Source organism: Mycobacterium sp. (genome assembly GCF_040509115.1).
GTDB lineage: Bacteria > Actinomycetota > Actinomycetes > Mycobacteriales > Mycobacteriaceae > Mycobacterium.
The window spans coordinates 1-3,092 of record NZ_JBEVLO010000277.1; the positions used below are offsets into that span (position 1 = coordinate 1).

A 3,092-nucleotide genomic window follows, 5' to 3' on the forward strand; every position below is an offset into this window, starting at 1 on the left:
GAATTGCCGCACCACGGCACTGGGGTCGGCGGTCGTGGTGGTCTGGTGGGTCGCATCTGATGTGGTCATGACGTCCACGGTGCCGCACCGACCTGCGGCGCGGAACGGTCAGTTTCGTCCCCGGTTCAGCGCAACCTGGGATGAATCAGTCCCTCCCTCCGATCGTCGGCCTGCTGGAACAATGGATCGATGACCAGTCGCCCGGACCCCGCCGGTTCCCTCGGGGACTTCCTGCGGGCTCGGCGCGACGGACTGGACCCCACCGAGGTGGGGCTGTCCCTGCTCGGGGCCCGGCGGCGCGTTCCCGGGCTGCGTCGCGAAGAGGTCGCCCACCTCGCCGCCATCAGCCACGACTACTACGCCCGACTCGAACAAGGTCGCATCGCCCCCTCACTCGCGGTCCTGAAGACCCTGAGCGACGTGTTGCGCCTCGACGCTGAACAACGCGCCTACCTCTACGAACTCGCCGGCAAACCGGTCCCTCGCCGACGGACGTCAGAACAGCACCGCACGCGGCCCCAACTTCAGCGGCTACTGGACGCGATGACCGAGATTCCCGCCTTCGTCTTCGACCATCGATTCGACATCCTCGCGTGGAACCCGCTGGCCGCCGCCATCTACGTCGACTTCAGCCGCATACCGCCCGAGCAGCGCAACTACGTGCACCTGGTGTTCACCCACCCCGACGTCCGTGCGCTCTACGCCGACTGGGACACCACCGCCCGCAATTGTGTGGCCTCACTGCGCAGATCCGCCGCCAGCAGCCCCGACGACGCACGCCTACTCGCGCTGGTCGACGAACTCCGCACCCGCGACACGGACTTCCGCACCTGGTGGCCCGCCCATGAAGTCGTCGACTCCAGCAGCGGAACCACCGTCCTGCGCCACCCCATCGCCGGCGAACTGACCCTGGAGTGGAACACCTTCCTCAGCGACACCGACCACGACCAACGCCTCATGACCATGACCGCACCCCCACACAGTCCCACCCATCAGGCTCTGAAATTCCTCAACTCCTGGACCGAGAGCACCGCTCAATAGACTCATGGCCGTACCCGCGCTGGCGCGACAAAGGGGCCGTTGTCGTCTTCGGCTCAGCATGACGGCAGAGGCTAAGGGTCGAGCGGGCTAACGTCTGCGCTGGACGCCATTTGCGTACCGCGAGCGGCTGGCACTGATCGTCAGCGACGCGGTGGCGTGCCTTCTTGAGAATTCGCCACCCGAGTTTCCGCCATCACACCAGTACGGTCAGCCGCCTATCGACGGACGAGAATCGAAATGCTCGCTCAAGGATGCGTTTTGGCCGTCGGTTCGCGAGGATGGCGAGTGGCAACGCGATCGGAGAGAGCAAAACTAGTCCGTCAATATCATCGACCTACTCGCGAGTTCGGTCGCGATCGTCGCACCGAACGAGTGACCTAGCAGCAACACCGGACCATTAGGAGAGATCCTTTTCAGAAGCTTCCAACGATATTGGAAAGCTGCGCGAGATCGCACGCTCGTCTCCAAATGGCCGGGTCACACCGTTGCCGGGCAGGTTGAACATGCAGACCCCGGACGTCCGGCGTCGCCGAGATCACGGGCCCGGACGGCCGTCCCCACGTAAACCGCCCACGATGGCGACCTGGCGAGCTAGCGGACGATGGTGGGGCTGGACCCGACCGCCGAGCGCGGAACGGTGCGACCTGGCTGGTTCTGCGCGATCGACGAACAGACACCGAGGTTGGACGCCACGCACGGCACCCCGGCCAGCGTCGGCACCGGGCCGCCCGAGACCTGAATGGGTGCTCCGTTGTAACCGGCATCCCCCGATGGCTCGGCCGCAGCGACGGCTGCCGGTATCAATGCCGCTGCCGCCATGCCGACCGCCATGCCCGCCGCCCTTGCCGCGAGCCGTCGTCCGTTCCTGCTCATTCGTCCGCACCTCCCCATGCATTCGGTTCCCAGCCTAGCTCCGGAGGGGTCTTCGCTGGCACCAGTCGGATTCAACGGAGCCGCTTCTGCCAATGGGGCCATGGGGGCGAACGCCGTGCGGTGCACGCCTAGCCCTTGGGCGCGTCGGCCTGAACGGACTGGCCGCCCGGTGCCCGCCCGTTGTAGGAGGCGCGTTCCACGATGCGCGGATTCTGCACGGCGAGCATGCCGGGCAGCGCTTCGGCGACCACCGCCGGACTGAAGTGGTAGCCCTGGGCCATGTCGCAACCGTACCGAGTGAGCACCTCCGCGGTCGCTGCGTTCTCGACGCCCTCCGCGACGCACGCCATGCCCAGCTCCCGCGCCAACTCCACCACCTTGCGCACGATCACCGACGCGCGCGGCTCCACCGCGACCGGCGCGATGATCGCCTTGTCGAGCTTCAGCTCGTCGATCGGCAGCTGGCGCAGATAGTTCAACGCCGAATACCCACTTCCGAAGTCGTCCATCGCGACCCGAATGCCGAACTCCCGCAACCGATTCAACACGTCGTTGACCTTCGACGGGTTGCTCAGCAGCAGGTCCTCGGTGATCTCCACCGTCACGTGGTTGAACGGCAGGTGGCGGTCGGCCATCACCCCGGCGATCTTCGTGGCCAAGCTGAGCTCGCTCAGCGACGGCGGAGACAGGTTGATGGCGAACGGGACTGCGAAGCCGAGGGTGTGCCACCCGACGGCATCGTCGGCCGCGCGGTGCAGCACCAGATCGGTCAGCGCACCCATCAGCCCGTTCTGCCGCGCCAAGGGCAGGAACTGATCGGGAAGCAGCTTGCCCCACTCCGGGTGCGCCCAGCGCACCAACGCCTCGACCCCCACGATCCGCCCGGTAGCCAGCTGATACTTGGGCTGATACTCCACCGACAGCCGACCGTCGGCGATGGCCGCGCGCAACTGGCTCAGCATCCGCATCCCGCCCATCCGCGCGCCAGGCAACCCGACCGGAAGTCGCCCCGACACGGGGTCGCTGGCATCCACCAACCGCATGTCGGAGGTGAACGTTGCGACACCGCCGGCGCGCACGCGCTTGGCCGAATACATGGCCACGTCAGCACGTTTGAGCAATTCCTCGGCGGTGACGTGATCGGTCTCGGTGCCGCGCAGCTCGGCCAATCCGGCGCT

At 66.6% G+C, this 3,092-nt stretch carries 4 protein-coding genes; 1 reads left to right on the forward strand and 3 read right to left on the reverse strand.

Going from position 1 to position 3,092, the window contains the following annotated elements:
• Window positions 1–189: 189 nt before the first annotated feature.
• Window positions 190–1,041 carry a helix-turn-helix domain-containing protein gene (locus ABW137_RS18825; protein WP_526402711.1) on the forward strand — a complete coding sequence of 284 codons (852 nt, stop codon included), beginning with the start codon at window positions 190–192 and terminating at the stop codon, window positions 1,039–1,041.
• A gap of 312 nt (window positions 1,042–1,353) precedes the next feature.
• Here the strand turns inward: ABW137_RS18825 and ABW137_RS18830 are convergent, their stop codons facing one another.
• The 3 genes from ABW137_RS18830 to ABW137_RS18840 all read right to left on the reverse strand — a co-directional run.
• Entirely contained in the window at window positions 1,354–1,497 is a 144-nt protein-coding gene (locus ABW137_RS18830) for a thioesterase domain-containing protein (protein WP_526402713.1), read from the reverse strand.
• A 135-nt stretch (window positions 1,498–1,632) separates the two neighbouring features.
• Entirely contained in the window at window positions 1,633–1,914 is a 282-nt protein-coding gene (locus ABW137_RS18835) for a hypothetical protein (RefSeq protein ID WP_526402715.1), read from the reverse strand.
• Between the two features lie 128 nt (window positions 1,915–2,042).
• Window positions 2,043–3,092, reverse strand: a 1,050-nt coding sequence (locus ABW137_RS18840; protein ID WP_526402717.1) for a putative bifunctional diguanylate cyclase/phosphodiesterase, incomplete at its 5' end; no start/stop codon positions are given.